At 46.1% G+C, this 16981-nt stretch carries 14 protein-coding genes; all 14 read right to left on the bottom strand.

The window, feature by feature from the left end; genetic code table 11:
* Positions 1-27 precede the first annotated feature (27 nt).
* The 14 genes from rbfA to pyrH all read right to left on the bottom strand — a co-directional run bounded on the left by rbfA (position 28) and on the right by pyrH (position 16394).
* Positions 28-387 carry a 30S ribosome-binding factor RbfA gene (rbfA, locus tag FFM73_RS05150; protein ID WP_137630713.1) on the bottom strand — a complete coding sequence of 120 codons (360 nt, stop codon included), beginning with the start codon at positions 385-387 and terminating at the stop codon, positions 28-30.
* Positions 388-409: 22 nt separating this feature from the next.
* Positions 410-2938, bottom strand: a complete 2529-nt coding sequence (gene infB / locus FFM73_RS05145) for a translation initiation factor IF-2 (RefSeq protein WP_137630712.1) — start codon at positions 2936-2938, stop codon at positions 410-412.
* A gap of 4 nt (positions 2939-2942) precedes the next feature.
* Positions 2943-3257, bottom strand: coding sequence for a L7Ae/L30e/S12e/Gadd45 family ribosomal protein (locus FFM73_RS05140; RefSeq protein WP_137630744.1), 315 nt, complete (start codon positions 3255-3257; stop codon positions 2943-2945).
* Positions 3244-3546 carry an RNase P modulator RnpM gene (rnpM, locus tag FFM73_RS05135; protein ID WP_137630711.1) on the bottom strand — a complete coding sequence of 101 codons (303 nt, stop codon included), beginning with the start codon at positions 3544-3546 and terminating at the stop codon, positions 3244-3246. Before rnpM ends, FFM73_RS05140 begins: the two co-directional genes overlap by 14 nt.
* A 14-nt stretch (positions 3547-3560) precedes the next feature.
* Positions 3561-4808, bottom strand: a complete 1248-nt coding sequence (gene nusA / locus FFM73_RS05130; protein ID WP_137630710.1) for a transcription termination factor NusA — start codon at positions 4806-4808, stop codon at positions 3561-3563.
* Positions 4809-4830: 22 nt separating this feature from the next.
* Entirely contained in the window at positions 4831-5304 is a 474-nt protein-coding gene (gene rimP / locus FFM73_RS05125; RefSeq protein WP_137630709.1) for a ribosome maturation factor RimP, read from the bottom strand.
* 149 nt (positions 5305-5453) lie between these two features.
* Positions 5454-9782, bottom strand: a complete 4329-nt coding sequence (locus FFM73_RS05120) for a PolC-type DNA polymerase III (protein ID WP_137630708.1) — start codon at positions 9780-9782, stop codon at positions 5454-5456.
* A 109-nt stretch (positions 9783-9891) separates the two neighbouring features.
* Positions 9892-11634, bottom strand: coding sequence for a proline--tRNA ligase (locus tag FFM73_RS05115; protein WP_137630707.1), 1743 nt, complete (start codon positions 11632-11634; stop codon positions 9892-9894).
* A gap of 37 nt (positions 11635-11671) precedes the next feature.
* A complete protein-coding gene (gene rseP, locus FFM73_RS05110) occupies positions 11672-12946 on the bottom strand; it encodes an RIP metalloprotease RseP (RefSeq protein ID WP_137630706.1) in 1275 nt (424 codons plus the stop codon).
* Positions 12947-12984: 38 nt separating this feature from the next.
* On the bottom strand, positions 12985-13773 hold the full coding sequence (locus tag FFM73_RS05105; protein WP_137630705.1) for a phosphatidate cytidylyltransferase: 789 nt from the start codon (positions 13771-13773) through the stop codon (positions 12985-12987).
* Between the two features lie 24 nt (positions 13774-13797).
* Positions 13798-14571, bottom strand: a complete 774-nt coding sequence (gene uppS / locus FFM73_RS05100) for an undecaprenyl pyrophosphate synthase (protein ID WP_137630704.1) — start codon at positions 14569-14571, stop codon at positions 13798-13800.
* A 105-nt stretch (positions 14572-14676) separates the two neighbouring features.
* Positions 14677-15087, bottom strand: a complete 411-nt coding sequence (locus tag FFM73_RS05095) for a hypothetical protein (RefSeq protein WP_137630703.1) — start codon at positions 15085-15087, stop codon at positions 14677-14679.
* 24 nt (positions 15088-15111) lie between these two features.
* A complete protein-coding gene (gene frr, locus FFM73_RS05090; RefSeq protein WP_137630702.1) occupies positions 15112-15669 on the bottom strand; it encodes a ribosome recycling factor in 558 nt (185 codons plus the stop codon).
* Between the two features lie 2 nt (positions 15670-15671).
* Positions 15672-16394 (bottom strand): UMP kinase, encoded by a 723-nt coding sequence (gene pyrH / locus FFM73_RS05085; protein WP_137630701.1) that lies wholly within the window; start codon positions 16392-16394, stop codon positions 15672-15674.
* Positions 16395-16981 lie beyond the last annotated feature (587 nt).

Below are 16981 nucleotides of genomic sequence, written 5' to 3'. Positions count from 1 at the left end.
GAACTTTCTGCAGGCGACTTTTTTCAATTACAGATTAGCGTCGTCACGATGAAGCTTATTGAGCAATTCATCGATGTGACTCCCATACTGGACGGATTCATCACGTTCGAATGTCAGTTCCGGCACCTTGAAAATATTCAAGCGAGAACTTAATTCACTACGGATCAATCCAGTGGCTTTAGTCAATCCCTGAGCAGCTTTTTCACCATCAGAAGCCTTATCAGACAGGATACTGTAATAGATCGTCGCCTGCTGATAATCACCTGTGGCAACAACACCAGTTACGGTGATGCCCTGTACTCGCGGATCGCGAACCCGTTTCAGTAAGATATCGTTAACTTCTCGCTGAATTTCTTGTTCTAGCCGTCCTAGACGATAATGTGCCATATTCTAACACCTCGTTAGCTCTTTATTCGATTGGAACTTCCTTCATAATGTAAGCTTCAACAACGTCGCCGACTTTAATGTCGTTGTAATTCTCAATGGTCAAGCCTAATTCATGGCCCTGTTTAACGTCTTTAACGTCATCTTTAAACCGCTTCAAACTACCTAATTTACCTTCATAAACGACCACTGAGTCACGGATCAAACGGACATCGCTGTCGCTGGTAATGTGACCGTCAGTCACCATACCACCGGCAATCGTCCCAATTTTAGAAGCCTTGAAGATCTCACGAACTTCAATTTCACCGATGACTTCTTCTTTGTAGGTTGGTTCAAGCTTACCCTTCATGGCGTGTTCGATTTCATCAATAGCGTTATAGATAACCCGATGCAAGCGAATATCCACGTTATCAGAGTCAGCTTGGGCTTTGGCCTGTGGTGTAGGCCGTACGTTAAACCCAATGATAATGGCGTTACTTGCTTCAGCCAACGTTACATCACTTTCGTTGATCGCACCAACGGCAGTATGGATAATATTGACCCGCACGCCTTCAACTTCGATCTTGTTCAAACTGTTAGCTAATGCTTGAACAGAACCTTGCACGTCAGCCTTGATGATCAGGTCGATTTCCTTCATCTCTCCCTCTTTCATGGTATCAAAGAGGTTATCCAAGGTGACCGTATTCTTCGAGCGACGTTCTTCCATTAAGGCATTCTTAGCCCGTTCTTCACCAGCGGCACGAGCAGTCTTTTCATCATCAAAGACGACGAAACGATCCCCGGCTTCTGGCACATCACTTAAACCAGTAATTTCAACTGGTGTCGATGGTAAGGCTTTTCTAATTTCTTTACCATTTTCATTTTCCATTGTCCGAACTTTACCAAAGGTATTCCCAACCACGATTGGATCACCAACGTGCATGGTTCCTTGTTGGATCAAGAGCGTAGCTACAGAGCCCTTGCCTGGATCCAACTTGGCTTCGATGACTGAACCAGCAGCGTGTTGCTGTGGATTAGCCTTCAATTCCATCACTTCAGCTTGCAGCAAGATCATGTTCAGCAATTCATCAATGTTCTTACCGAACTTAGCTGAAATCTGAACGAAGATCGTTTCACCGCCCCAGTCTTCTGGAATCAGACCATATTCGGTCAATTGTTCCATGACGTGGTTTGGATTTGCACCTGGCTTATCGATCTTGTTGACCGCCACGATAATCGGTGTCTTAGCAGCTTTGGCATGGTTGATGGCTTCAACCGTTTGCGGCATGACACCATCATCGGCAGCAACCACTAAGACCGTAATATCGGTAATATCAGCACCACGGGCCCGCATTTCAGTGAAGGCCGCGTGTCCTGGGGTATCCAGGAAGGTAATGGTCTTACCTTGGTGCTTCACTTGATAAGCACCAATAGCTTGCGTGATCCCACCGGCTTCACCGGCAGTAATGTGAGAATGACGCAAATGATCCAGCAGCGTTGTCTTACCATGGTCAACGTGACCCATGATGGTAACAACTGGTGGCCGGGTTTCAAGATGGTCAGTATTGTTCGATTCTTCTTGGAAGGTCTTATCAATATCAGCAACATCAACTTCGACCTTTTCCTTAGCATCGATCCCATATTCGGAAGCCAAGACTTCGATGGTATCCTTATCCAATGACTGGTTTTGGTTAACCATAACGCCTAACATGAATAACTTCTTAACGATCTCAGCTGGCTCACGGTGAAGAAGTTTCCCAATTTCTTGAGAGTTCATCCCTACTTGATAGATCAAAGTTTCTGGCAGCGCCTTGTTCTTACGTTCTGGCGCACCCTTTGGATGGTTGGTTTCTTTGATCCGCTGGTTTCGCTTGTACTTCTTGTTATTGTTGTTACGACGACGATTGTTGTTGCGGTTATTACGATTGTTCCGGCTATTACGGCCGTTACCGCTGTTTAAACTGCCCCCAAAACGACCGCCACCGCGGTTATTGTTACTGCCGTTACCGTTTGAATGGTTATTGGATTGGCTACGGTTATTATTGCTTGATTGTGACCGGTTATTGTTGGACTGGCCATGATTAGCTGATTGACTGTGGTTCGTTGATTGGTTGCGGTTATTGGACTGGCTATGGTTGCTGGACTGGCTGCGGTTAGTCGATTGGTTATTACTATGGTTCGTCGACTGGTTGCGACTGTTCGTTGAATGGTTTTGCCCGTTTGAGCGGTTGCCATTGCTGGACTGTGTCCGATTATGTGCACCAGTATTGCTAGCCTGGCTACTACGACTGTGCGTAGTCTGATTATTGTTACTCGTGGTGTGATGCTGGTCACGGTTTTGGGCCGGTTTAGCTGCCTGTGCAGCGTGTGCTGGCTTAGCCTGACTTGATTGATGCTTATTAGTTGTGGTTTTATTTTTATTTGAGAAGTTTTCTCGCAATTGTCGTTCCTCGTTACTGCCTAATGATGACATATGATTTTTAACGTCAAAACCTTTTTCTTGAGCTTTGTCGAGAATGGCTTTACTTGAGACGTTGAGTTCTTTAGCTAATTCGTAAATTCGCTTTTTTCCCATATCTTCACTCTCCTTTGGTATTAACTAGTTCAATTAACTTTCTAGCAAATCCAGGATCTTTTACGCCGTAAGCTGACCGGTTCATACCAGTCGCTTGGCTAAGCTGTTCCTTTGTAAATGCGGTAATTAAGTCAACGTGGTAAAACGTGGCCTTATCACTTAACTTTTTCATGCTGCTGGGACCGGCATCACTGGCAAGTATCACCACTGAGATGCTCTGGTTCCGAATCGCTTTTAAGACAAATCCTTCACCTGTGACTAACTGATTAGCCCGGCGAACGAGTCCTAAAAGCTGTAAAAAGCGGTTAGGCTTTTCCATCTTCAAAAAGTTTACGACGGGCTTGCTGGTGGTCCACGTAGTCCACTAGGTCATCGTAAAATTTCGCATCGACTTTGGTCTCAAAGACTTGGTCAAAAGTCCGTTCCTTTTGTGCCCGTTTAGCAATCGCAACGTTCAATGAAATGTAGGCGCCACGGCCTGATTTCTTCCCCGTTGGGTCAACAGACACATTGTTATCCTTGTCACGGACAATTCGGACCAAGTCTTTTTTCGGCGCCATTTCACCGGTCACAATGTCTTTTCTCATTGGTACCTTACGTTTCTTCATGTACGCTGACCTCCTTAGTCTTCAGTCCCGTCATCCTCAGAATTTTCTGGGGTATCTTCAGGTTCTGACTCAGTCGTGTTATCAGCTGCGTCAGTATCAGTGTCAGTCGTCGCAGTCTCATCGTCGGCTGATTGCGTTGATGGTGCTTCTTGCGGTGCCTCAGAATCGGTATCGTCGCTATCAGTATCATCGCTGTCAGCAGGCTGGTCCTTATCCTTAAAGATCGTCTCAGCCTCAGTTTCAGACTTAATGTCGATCTTATAGCCGGTCAGCTTGGCAGCTAAACGGGCATTTTGACCCCGCTTACCAATGGCTAATGATAATTGATAATCTGGCACGATCACGGTACATGCCCGTTCGTTGTTCTCATCAAAGACTACGTCGATCACTTCGGCTGGATTCAAAGCGTTAGCAATGAACTTCGCTTCGTCATCCGTCCATTCAACAATGTCCATGTTCTCGCCATCAAGTTCTGAAACGATGGCTTGAACCCGTTGTCCACGGGGACCAACACTGGTTCCCACTGGGTCAACATCGGGGTTATTTGAACGTACCGCCACTTTAGCCCGATCACCCGCTTCACGGGCAATCGACATAATTTCAACGGTACCATCGTAGATTTCCGGAATTTCTTCTTCAAATAACCGCTTCAGCAGTCCCGAATCCGTCCGGCTAACGAACACTTGTGGCCCTTTAGCGGCGTTCTCAACACGCGTCACGTACACTTTGATTCGATCGTGCATCCGATAAGTTTCGTTAGGCATCTGGTCTTGACGGCTCATAACGGCTTCTACGTCACCTAGATTAACATAAACAAAGCGGTTATCCTGACGTTCAACTTCACCAGTAATAATTTCGTTTTCATACTGGCTGTACTGGTCAAAGACCAGTGACCGTTCGGCTTCGTGGACCCGTTGCATGATAACCTGCTTAGCAGTCTGAGCAGCAATACGACCGAAGTTCTTCGGTGTCACTTCAAACTTGATATCATCGCCTAATTCATAACCGCGGCTGACTTGTAGCGCATCGTCTAGACTCACTTCCAACCGGGAGTCATACACTTGATCAACGACTTTCTTAACCGCGTAAACGTGTACGTCACCCTTTTTTTGGTCGAAGTCCACTTCCACGTTTTGGGCTTGGCCGTAGTTCCGCTTATAAGCAGAGGTCAATGCCGCTTCAAGTGCATCGATCACAATTTCTTTTTTGATACCCTTTTCTTTTTCTAGTGTGTCAAGGGCACCTACTAGTTCTTTACTCATTACGTATAGTCTCCTTTAGCTGTTAAAACTTAATTGCTAATCTTGCTTTGGCAACGTTTTTTCTTGGAATGACCAGGTCTTTCATTCGGCCCTTTAGGTTGATTTTTAAACCTAATTCATCGGCATTAACAGCGGTCAGTGTTCCTTCAAATGCCTTTTCACCGTTCATTTTCTGATAGAGCGAAACGTGAACGTAATGATCGACCGCCCGTTCATAGTCAGCTTCTTTTTTCAGCGGCCGTTCAGCACCCGGAGAGGATACCTCCAAGAAATACGCTTGGGGAATTGGATCGGGATCGATATCATCCAGTTTTTCACTTAACTCATCACTCACTAATGCACATTCATCGATCGTAATGCCACCCGGTTTGTCGATATAGAGCCGTAAGTACCAGCTTTTGCCTTCGTGAACAAATTCCACGTCCACCAGTTCAAAATGATGCGTCTCTACAATCGGCTTTGCCAGAGCCGAAACAATGTCTACGACGTTCTCCAATCTGTTACCTCCAATACCATTTTTCCAATAAAAAGAGCGAGCATCGCTGCTCACTCCTTTCCGAAATATCTACAAGTTGTATGATAGCACAAGCTTGGCATAATAGCAAACCAAAAGCGCGCTGCTATGCCCACTGTGCCTTGTTTTGACTACATCATATCGAACAGACTCAGTTGATTCTCATCTGGTAATCCGTCCAAAACCCCATTATCGGTCATGAATTCGATCAGCGTCTTGGAAACTTTCCCGCGTTTAGCCAGATCTTCCTTCGATAGGAACGGCTTGTCTTCACGGGCAGCCACGATCTGCTTAGCCACGTTCAGCCCTAATCCAGGTGCCGAATTGAACGGTGCAATCAGGGTGTCGCCATCGATCAGCCACTCACTGGCAGCCGATTTATCAATGTCAATCATCTTAAACTTAAAGCCCCGTTCCAGCATTTCGTTGGCTAACTCCATCACGGTGAGCAGGTTCTTGTCTTTGGTAGAAGCATCCATGCCCTCATCATTGATCTCTTTCATCTTAGCCTTAACGGATTCCTTGCCACGGGCCATGGCCACGACGTCAAAGTCATCCGCACGCACTGAGAAGTAAGCTGCGTAGTATACCAGTGGGAAATATACCTTAAAGTAAGCCACCCGCAGCGCCATTAAAATGTAAGCCGCCGCATGGGCCCGTGGGAACATGTACTTAATCTTCAGGCAGGAATCAATGTACCAGTCTGGGACTTCAGATTCACGCATCTTTTGCTGCCATTCATCGGGGATCCCGCGACCGTGACGAACCGACTCCATCACTTGGAAGGAGGTTTCAGAATCCATGCCCCAGTTGATCAAGTCGGTCATGATGTTATCACGACACCCAATGACGTTGGCAATCGTAGCAGTTCCGTTTTTGATCAATTCTTCCGCGTTACCTAACCACACATCGGTCCCGTGAGACAGTCCAGAAATTTGTAACAGTTCTGAGTAGTTTTTCGGGTGGGTTTCTTCTAGCATTCCCCGGACGAAACGCGTCCCAAATTCCGGCACACCAAGCGTCCCGGTCTTGGATTGAATCTGTTCTGGTGTGACGTGCAGTGAATCGGTACCGGAAAACAGTGCCATAACACCCGGATCATCCATTGGGATCGACTTGGGATCGATTCCGCTTAAATCTTGCAACGTCCGGATCATGGTGGGATCATCATGCCCTAAAATATCAATTTTCAAAATATTATCATGGATCGAATGGAAATCAAAGTGGGTCGTTTGCCAAGCCGCGTTTTGGTCATCGGCTGGGTATTGGATCGGCGTGAAATCATAGATGTCCATGTAATCTGGCACAACGATGATACCAGCCGGATGTTGTCCAGTGGTCCGTTTGACCCCGGTAGCGCCCTTGGCTAACCGGTCGATTTCAGCGTTGCGGAAGTGCTTTTCCTTATCCCGCTCATACGCCTTCACGTAGCCGTAAGCCGTCTTATCAGCCACCGTACCGATCGTCCCAGCCCGGTAAACGTTCTTTTCACCGAACAAGACCTTCGTATAGTTATGGGCAATTGGTTGATAATCCCCAGAGAAGTTCAGGTCAATATCAGGCACCTTATTCCCAGTAAACCCTAAGAAGGTTTCAAACGGAATGTTGTGGCCGTCGCCAATCATCAAAGTGCCGCATTTAGGACACTTCTTTTCCGGTAGATCATACCCAGAACTGTATTCACCCTTGGTATAAAACTTCGAATATTGACAGTTAGGGCAGCGGTAATGCGGCGGCAGCGGATTAACTTCGGTGATCCCGGTCATAGTCGCCACCAGGCTGGACCCCACTGACCCACGGGAACCAACTAAGTAGCCGTCCTTGTTACTTTTGGCTACCAGCCGTTGAGCAATCAGATAGATCACGGCGAACCCGTTACCGATGATACTCTTTAGTTCCCGGTCAAGCCGGTGCTGAACGAGTTCTGGCAGCGGATCACCATAAAAGGCGTGTGCCGTATTCATTGTCCGTTCGCGAATTTCATCTTCCGCGCCTTCCATCCGTGGCGTGTACAGCTTATCTTTCAACGGATGAACGTCATCAATCTCATCCGCGATGGCGTTGGTATTCGTCACCACAATTTCTTTGGCTTTTTCTTCGCCCAAGAAACTGTAATCGTCCAACAGCTCATCAGTGGTTCGAAAATGCGCGTCAGGTAATTCCTGCCGGTTTAGTGGGTTAGCCCCACCTTGCGAATTAATTAAGATCTTCCGGTAAATCGCGTCTTCTGGATTGAGATAGTGGGCATCCCCGGTGACACACACTGGCTTGCCTAATTCTTCACCCAGTTTGACCATGTTCGTCAAAATCTCTTCCAGGTTTTTTTTGTTCTGAATCAGTCCAGACTCGATCAATGGCTTATAAGCGGCCAACGGCTGAACCTCAAGGTAATCGTAAAATTTAGCTTTATCGCGGGCTTCGGCATAACCCTTTTGCATCATCGCGGTAAAGACTTCACCAGAACTGCAGGCGGAGCCGATCAGTAAACCATCGCGCAGTTTCTCAATCTGGCTTCTTGGCATCCGCGGTACCCGGTAAAAGTAATCCACGTTAGACATGGAGACGAGCTTGAACATGTTCTTCAGGCCAGCCTGGGTCTGCGCCAAAACAATGGCGTGAGACGGCCGTGCGTGTTTATACGCGTCGTTTTCACTCATGTGATCGTTTAACTGATCATGGTATTGAATGTGGTAGCGATCTTCTGCATCCTTTAAGAAAAGATAGTTCAAATGACCAGTGGATTCCGCATCATAAATCGCCCGGTGATGGTGTTCCAGTGAGACGTGGAACTTTTTAGCCAACGTGTTCAGACGGTATCCCTTCATGTTGGGATACAAGAATCGTGCCAACGTTAACGTATCAATGATAGGGTTGGTGATTTCTGGCAAATCATACCGCTGATAGCCGGCATTCATAAAAGCAATGTCAAACGTGACGTTATGCCCAACAATAATAGCATCGCCGTAGAATTTTCTGAAGAGTTCGAAGACTTCTTTTTCCGACTTTGATCCGTGGACCATATCATCGGTAATACTAGTCAAATTAGTGGTTTGATCCGACAAATGGAATCCAGGGTCAATGAACTCCTCGAATTGATCGATGACTTCTTTCCCCTGCATTTTCACAGCGGAGAGTTCGATCACCCGATCATAAATGGCCGACAGCCCCGTGGTTTCAGTATCGAAGACCACGTACGTTGCGCCTTCCAGTGCCCGGTGCTCATTGTTATACCCAATTGGCACCCCATCATCAACGAGGTTAGCTTCCACCCCGTAGATCATCTTGATGTCGTTTTTAGAAGCCGTCCGGTACGCTTCGGGAAATCCCTGTACCCCAGCGTGATCGGTAATGGCAATTGCTTTATGGCCCCACCGTTTAGCCGTTTTAATAAAATCAGAAATTGAATTGGTGGCATCCATGGTACTCATATTCGTGTGCAGGTGGAGTTCAACGCGCTTCTCACCTTCAGGGGCTTTATCCTGACGGGCCGGCACCGTAACTCGGTTAATGTCATAGGCGTTTAACACCAGATCGCGCATAAAATTATCTTCTTGGACACTGCCACGAACTTTGATCCAGTCACCCTCGTTTAAACCTTCAAACTGGGCTTCATCACTTTCATCACGGGAGAATTTCTTCACCGCAATTGAGGAGGAGTAATCGGTAATCTCCAAAATCATCAATTTCCGGCCAGAACGCAGATCTCGGACTTCCTTATTAAAGACGTAGCCTTGAACCGTGACTGATTTTTCTTCATCTTCAATCGTTGAAAGCTGGACGGGCTCATCATCCGCCTTGATTTTGCGGCCAATCACAGTTGGTCCACTAGCGGGTGCGACCCCCTGTTTTTCCCGTTTCTCGTTAGCCACTTTGATAGCAGCCACTGCTTTTTGGGCCAGCTGCGCATCCGACTGGGCCTTTTGCTGTTTAAATTCCTGAATCTTCGCCTGTGAAGCTGATTCGTCAACCATCGTATGGATTGCAAATTTAGGAAAACCCACAGCTTCATATTGATTTTCGATTGGTCCTAATGCTTGGCCAACCAAAAAGTTCTTCACCACTTCATTTTCAGCCATGAAGATCACCCGGTCGTCTTGAACCTTGGGGACTTGATCGCGACAAAGTTCCTGCAGCAGCGGTGAGGTTACCCCACTGTGCTGCACGACCCAGTTCCAATAGTCTCCGATCAGCCGGTTATCAAGATCAGTCTGCTCGGTATGAATCTCAAAGTCCACCTTAGCGATTGATTGAAACGCCTTTTCAAGTTGCCCGGAAAACGTTGTAAACGCCTCGAAGGGTAAAATCGTTGGTAAGTTAAAATTAAAATGCCAGCGTTTGGACTTCTCGTGCACCGTCAGTTTTTCCAGTGCTGCCCCTTTAAAGAATGGTTGGTCAGCTAAATCTGATAATTGGAGTTGCTGTAATAATTTTTCAAATAATGCCTGATGATCTAAGGCCACACCAAACTGCCCCCTTTATTTTTGCTTAGTGCCGTTATTTTAACGTAAAAACGGACCCGAGACAAAACAAAAATTGTTTTGATTTCTCGAGCCCGTCCCACACAAATTTTTAATCGTTCGTCGTATCTGAATCTTCTGGTTTAGCATCGGTTTCTTTTAGTAAAATAGCTACCGTATTTTCGACTTCATCAGCCTTAACTTCAACGGTTTCACCAGTCTTACGAATCTTAACTTCCACGATGCCGTCACTGGCTTTTTTACCCACCGTAATGCGAATCGGTAACCCGATCAGGTCAGAATCGGCGAATTTAACACCGGCCCGTTCCTTACGGTCATCGATCAGAACACTATAACCAGCATCCGTTAGACTGTCCGTTAATTGGTTAGCCAGATCAACCTGTGTATCATTCTTCATGTTCACAGGAATCACGTGCAGGTCATATGGTGCAATGGCGCGTGGCCATACCAGACCGTGTTCGTCAGCCTGCTGTTCAGTGATAGCTGACAATAACCGGCTCACACCGATTCCATAAGACCCCATGATCACTGGCACTGAACGGCCATTTTCATCGAGGACTTTGGCATTAAGCGCTTCTGAATAACGGGTGCCCAACTTGAAGATATGGGCAATTTCGATCCCACGGGTAAACTTCAGCTTACCGGCGCCATCAGGTGAAATATCGCCTTCCTTAACGGTCCGGATATCGGTAAATTGATCGACCCGGAAATCACGTTCAACGTTGGCATTCTTGTAATGGAAACCATCTTCATCAGCACCCACGACAGCATTGACCATATCTTGAACGTAGCGGTCAGCCACAATGGTCACGTCTTCGCCTACACCCACGGGACCCAAGGCGCCAAATGAAGCACCCAGATACTTTTCAGCATCGTCATTGGTAGCAGGTGCGAAAAAGTCGGCATGCAGGAAGTTCTTCAGCTTAACTTCATTCAGTTCATCATCACCGCGCAGCAACGCCAAAACGGGCTTGTCATCGGCAATGTACAGCATACTCTTGATGAGATCATCGGGACTGACATCGAGCTTTTTAGCCACGTCATCAATGGTCTTAGCATCACCAGTTGCTACCTTTTCCAGATCTTGTTGCGCTGCATGGGACTTCTTTGGTGTATACAAGTTAGTGGCCATTTCAAGGTTGGCTGCGTAATCTGATTCATCCACGTAAACAATGGTGTCTTCACCGATTGGGGCAATGGCGGAGAATTCTTTGGAATCTTTCCCGCCCATGGCACCGGCATCACCAATGATCGTCCGGTATTTCAGGCCGATCCGGTCAAAGATGCGTCGGTAGGCACCTTCCATTTGACGATAGACCTTATCCAGATCATCGTAATTAGTTGAAAATGAGTAAGCATCCTTCATGATGAATTCCCGACCACGTAACAACCCATAGCGGGGACGTTCTTCATCACGGTACTTAGCTTGGATTTGATACAAAGTCAGTGGTAATTTCTTATATGATTTAATACTGTCACGAATCAGCGTGGTAAACGTTTCTTCATGCGTTGGGCCTAAGATAAAGTCCGTGTCGTGCCGGTTCTTGAACTTAAACAAGGTTGGGCCGTATGTATCATACCGACCTGAATCCTTCCAGAGTTGCGCTGGTAAAACAGTTGGGACCACCATTTCAACAGCATCGATCTTGGCCATTTCCTCCCGAACGATCTTTTCAATATTGCTCAGGACTTGGAATGCCAGAGGTAAATAAGCATACATTCCTGCAGTCACCTGGCGAATGTAGCCGGCTCTAAGCATCATCTGATGACTTAACGCCTCCGCATCACTAGGTACCTCTTTCAATGTTGGAATCAGCAATTTTGACTGTTTCATACTCAATTGAACTCCTTTTTAACCGTTTATATTGGTTTTATTTAATGAAATAGCGTTCGATATCATTCCACGTCACCAGTAACATCAAAACAACTAAGAAGGCTACCCCTACTAGGGTAATCGCTGTTTCAACGTTTTCTGAGAGCGGTTTGCGTCGAATACCCTCAATCACGTTAATTAATATTTTACCACCATCAAGTGCCGGGATCGGCAATAAGTTCACAATTCCTAAATTAAGCGACAAAAACGCTAGGAAGCTTAAAATGCCCAGTATCCCTTCGGAGGCCGCCGTGGAAGTCGTGGCAAAAATTGCCACTGGCCCCCCTAGATCATTCAGACTAAAGTGCCCAGAGATCATCGACCAAATGGCGGCTAACAGCCGGATGGTCATCTGCCAAGTCTGCGTAAAGCCGGAGAGCAGCATGGCGCCAACATCGTGATTACGATACTGGGTAATTCCAATCGCACCAACCGTCTTGTTGTTGACCTTGGAAGCGGCCGGCACCATTTGAATGGTCTTAGCCTGTTTACCGCGCTCAACCTTAAAAGTGGTCTGCTTATGAGCCCGACCCTGAATCTGGATGGCAATTTGATCCCAGCTGTTGACTTTTTTACCATTGACAGCGGTAATGTAGTCACCATTCTTGATCCCAGCAGAGCGGGCCACCGTCACGTCTGACGTGGTTGGGCTGACCCGGTTACTGTTATTGGTCACACCGCCAGCGACAAACGTCAAAATCGTATAAACGATGATCGCCAAGAAAAAGTTATTCATCGGTCCAGCAAAGTTGGTCATCAAACGATGCCCTAAGCTAGCTGATTGGAACTGAACATCCCGCGGTGCAATTCTGACTTCCGTGCCATCCGTTTCGATAATCGTTGCGTTGTGGGCCACGTTGTACCGTTTAACTTCACTCTCATCGCCGTTTTCATAGCCCTCGATCCAGAGTTCATCTTCCAGATCAGTAGCTGTGACTGCCATGGGGATACCGTTAAATAACGTAGATTTTTTACTTGTATTGATCCGGGTCACCTGATCATTATCACCCACGTACAGGCTGACAGGTGTCCCCGGTTTTAACTCATCTTCATCGTCTTCAGCACCGGCCATGCGAACGTAGCCACCCACTGGCAATAGCCGAATCGTGTAGGTGGTATCGGTCGTCCGGTAATTAAACAGTTTAGGTCCCATTCCGATTGAAAATTCACGTACGAGGATCCCCGCCCGTTTGGCAAAATAAAAGTGACCAAACTCGTGAATAAAAACAATCAGGCCGAACACGATGATGAAAGTAATAATGGTCGTAATCACAGACGTCGATCCTTTCGTAATAAACTCGATTTGCTAATTTACATAAAGCCCAGCAAATGTAAGGCTGGCAATACCAGCAAGAGACTGTCAAAGCGGTCTAAGATACCGCCATGACCAGGCAAAATCTTACCAGAATCCTTGACACCATAGTAACGTTTTAATGCTGATTCCACTAAGTCACCAATCTGACCGATAATCGACAGCACGATTGTGAATAATACCGTGACTAACCAACTATAGTCGCCTTGGGGATAGAAATAAACGTAGATCGCCACAATAATGGTTGCCACTACTGTCCCGCCAATTGACCCTTCCCAGGTCTTATTAGGACTGATATGCGGTGCTAACTTGTGCCGGCCGAGTTTACGGCCAATCATATAAGCCCCACTATCGGTGATCCAAACGGTAAAGAGCGCAAAGAAAATGGTGGTCAGACTCGTTTGATCAGCCACGATAAAGTAGTGGAACCCAACGCCGATATAGATTGCCCCCAGTGTTAAAACCGCTGCGTCATCGAACGAAAACCGGTTCTTGGAAAAAACAGTGTACATTAAGAGTAACACGACCAAACCATAGGTCACGAAGGTCACATTCAAGTGTCCCGGCAAAAAATCGTGCCAGAAATCGGGCAGGACGATCAGCAACAAAACCAGTGCTGATAAAACCGCCTCCCACGAAATGATCAACTTTTTTCTCATGACTAAAATTTCAGAAAGTGCGATCAAGCCAAGAACGGCAGCCGCAATATCGACCCAGACGCCCCCAGCAATGATTATTGGAATGAAGATAATTAAGGCGATCACCGCCGTAATAACCCGTTGTCTCATTTAAAAACTCCTTTTTTACCTCAGTTATTTCGTTAACCCGCCAAAGCGGCGTTTACGATGCTGATACTCATAAACTGCCTCCGTTAATAATTCCGCTGTGAATTCAGGCCAGTGCGGCGCCATGAAAACAAATTCCGAGTAAGCAATCTGCCACAGCAAGAAGTTAGAGATCCGCTCCTCGCCTGACGTTCTAATGACCACATCTGGGTCTTGATACTGTCCCAATGGTGCCGTCATCAGGTGTGAACTGATTGTGTCTGCCGAAATATCTTCTGGCTTCAGCTGACCCTGCTGCACTGATTGCGCGATTTCCTGCACGGCAGTAGTAATTTCCGCACGGCTACCGTAGTTTAACGCAAAGTTCAAGACCATGCCATCACAATCTTTAGTATCTTCGATTGCATCCGCAACTGCTTTTTGGGTCTTTTTTGGTAACTGATCCGTATAGCCCATAACGTTGACCCGGACATTATTACTAATCAATTCTGGCACGAAGGTATCAAAGAAGTCGACAGGCAACTTCATCAGATAATTCACTTCATCCGTTGGCCGCTTCCAATTTTCAGTTGAAAACGCATAGAGTGTCAGCACTTTAATGCCCAGATCACTGGCCGCTTTCGTGATGGTCTTAACGGTCTCCATCCCTTGCTTATGGCCGGCAACCCGTGGTAAATGCCGTTTTTGGGCCCAGCGACCGTTGCCGTCCATAATGATGGCCACATGCGCTGGAATGTTATTCGGATCTAATTCTATTTTTTCAGGTTCCCCTGATTGATTATTATTAAGCCAAGAAAACAAGATGGCACCTCCAAATTAGCTTTCAAAAACTAATCATACCAAAAAACAGAGTTGTCGACTATCCCAACTCTGCTTTAAGCGATTATTTAACAGAATTTAAATAAGCTACTGAAGTAAACGCCATTCACCACGATTAGCGTCAGATAACGTATTAAAATACTGCAACAAATTATTAGCATCATCTGGGCTAACTTCACCAAGCTTGTTCAACCCTTCACCGGTTGGAATCGGTTCACTCAGATCCGTAATTTCAGAATCGTTTTCAATCGTGGCTTTTGAAAAGGCAATGATCCAATCTTCTTCAATCAACTGCGTGATCACAAAGAAGAGGTTAAAGTTGTCATTCACAAAAGCAGGTTGCGCGTAAACACCATCTTGAATTTGAGTCAGCTCATTACCGTTATAATTTAAAACCGCTAAGTTGTCATCGGTGACAGCATCATTCAGTTTGAAAACCATTTTGGCAAACTGTGGTGTGCCGGGCGTAATTTCAACTGTTTCATCGTCATTTGCCATGTGTAAGTTCCTTTCGTTCAATGACTAGCCAGTAATAATTTCCTGTTCCTTGTCATCGGTCTGCTTATCGATTTGTTTAACTGCCGCATCAGTTTCATTTTGAACTTGTTTTTCCAGATCATGAATTTGATCATCAGTGAAATCACCGTTCTTATGACCCTTTTTCAAGTCGTTCATTGCATCACGCCGGATACTACGAACAGCCACTTTGCCTTCTTCAGCAACCGCCTTAACCTGTTTAGCCAATTCCTTACGGCGTTCTTCAGTCAGTTGAGGAACAACCAACCGCAGTGCGGAACCGTCGTTAGCTGGGGTAATCCCCAGGTCTGATTCCATAATGCCCTTTTGCACGTCTTCCAAAGCAGACTTGTCAAATGGGGTAACTAAAATGACCCGTGGTTCTGGCACGGTAATTGCAGCCACCTGATTAATGGGTGTCTCGACACCATAATACTGAACCGTTACCCGACTCAACAGACTGGCATTTGCACGGCCGGCACGAATTGTACCGAACTCACGGTTTAACGCCTTTTCTGCCTTTTGCATCTTAACTTTTGCTTCGTCAATAATTGGGTTTGCCATACCTATTTCCCCCTTACCGTTGTCCCGATATTTTCACCAAGGACAACTTTCTTAATGTTTCCAGGATGATTCAAGTTAAACACGACCAATGGAATATTGTTATCCATCGACAAAGTGCTGGCCGTTGAATCCATCACGTGCAGCCCCTTATTGATAATATCCATATGGGTCAGATGATCGAATTTAACGGCGTTTGGATCAACGTTTGGATCAGCTGAATAAACACCGTCAACACCATTTTTAGCCATTAAGATTGCGTCAGCGCTGATTTCAGCTGCTCGTAAAGCAGCCGTGGTATCGGTTGAAAAATAAGGGCTGCCAGTACCACCGGCAAAAATAACGACCCGGTCCTTTTCCAAATGACGAATTGCCTTGCGCCGAATATAGGGTTCGGCAATGGCGCGCATCTCAATCGAGGTCTGAACCCGGGTTGGCACACCAATCGATTCAAGATTGTCCTGCAGAGCAAGACCGTTCATGATGGTTGCCAGCATCCCAATATAGTCAGCCTGAGCGCGTTCCATACCCATCTGAGCACCTGATTCACCGCGCCACATGTTACCGCCACCAACGACGATTCCAATCTGAAGGCCTAAATCATAGACTTCTTTAATTTCCTTGGCAACCGTTTCAATCACTGGTGGATGGATACCAAAACCTTGATCACCGGCTAAGGCTTCCCCGCTCAGCTTTAAAACAACGCGTTTATACTTTAAATCCGACATCATGTGTCTGCTACTAATAACTGATACAGTTATTGATGATTCCTGCTTCAACCTATCCTGGCTAGTTTAAAACCACTACACCGGTATCTGATAGTCCACAAGCGTTAATTCCCGGCTAGCCGCCGGTACATCCCTTTGCAGCCTATTATTTAGTCGGCTAAGACAAAGTTTTCAATATCCCTCATATTTGAGGCAGCATCCCAATCATCATTTTATTTTAATGATTGAACAAAATGTTAACGAGATGCGTTGCACTTTCAGCTGGATTTTGGCTAGGTTCAAATCAGTAGCAGTTTTCCTTCTTTCTGTTTTCTAGCCTGCAGTGCAAAATACCGTCATCACACTTTTTCTTTTTAGTTTCCTTGTGTAATTCTATCATAAACCAGTATCGACCAACAGTCGTAACCCGGTTAAATTGCATAAAAAAAGGTGTACGTTTCACGTACACCCTTTTTAAAAGTGGCACTTCGTCAAGTAGAGTTGATTTAGATTTATAGGAGTACTTAGACCTCAATTGGTCTAGGTGCTTTTTTAGTTGGCAGTTTTTTGGACAATGGTTTGAACCAGCCGCGTTCCAAAAAAATACG

Source organism: Secundilactobacillus hailunensis (genome assembly GCF_005405185.1).
Taxonomy (GTDB): Bacteria; Bacillota; Bacilli; order Lactobacillales; family Lactobacillaceae; genus Secundilactobacillus; species Secundilactobacillus hailunensis.
This window is presented reverse-complemented; position numbering and strand designations above follow the sequence as displayed.